Annotated in this window: 1 rRNA gene; it reads right to left on the bottom strand. The window is 49.2% G+C overall.

The annotated features are described in order from the left end of the window. Positions 1 to 440: ribosomal RNA gene (locus VJ09_RS00325) — 23S ribosomal RNA — on the bottom strand; the annotation flags it as partial. Positions 441 to 602 lie beyond the last annotated feature (162 nt).

A 602-nucleotide genomic window follows, 5' to 3' on the forward strand; every position in this document is an offset into this window, starting at 1 on the left:
GTTTCACGTGTCCCGCCGTACTCAGGGTCCGTCTCGGAGGGAAGCAAGTTTTCCATACAGGGCTGTTACCTGCTATGGCGGGTCTTTCCAGAACCACTTCTGGTACCTGCTTCCTTGATAACTCCTAGTGAGACGCCCTACAACCCCAAACATCAAAGATGTTTGGTTTGGGCTAATCCCGTTTCGCTCGCCGCTACTCAGGGAATCGCGTTTGCTTTCTCTTCCTCGGGGTACTTAGATGTTTCAGTTCCCCCGGTCTGCCTCTTACCACCCTATGGATTCAGGTGGCAGTACTTGCTCTTCAAGCAAGTGGGTTGCCCCATTCGGAAATCTCCGGATCAAAGCTCACTTACAGCTCCCCGAAGCATATCGGTGTTCGTCCCGTCCTTCATCGGCTCCTGGCGCCAAGGCATCCACCGTGTGCCCTTAGTAGCTTTACCTCGGTCATTACTTTTCGGTGATTGCAACAAAACGTAAAAGACTTCCACGATATTTGATGTCGTAGGAAAACTTTATTACGTTTTCTTACTTGGCTTTCTGTATCTAATTTTCAAGGTGCGTTTCATTTTTGCATGTCGCTCGCGGCGACAAGAAATAATATA

Origin of the sequence: Risungbinella massiliensis, assembly GCF_000942395.1 — a bacterium.
GTDB classification, from domain to species: domain Bacteria; phylum Bacillota; class Bacilli; order Thermoactinomycetales; family Thermoactinomycetaceae; genus Risungbinella; species Risungbinella massiliensis.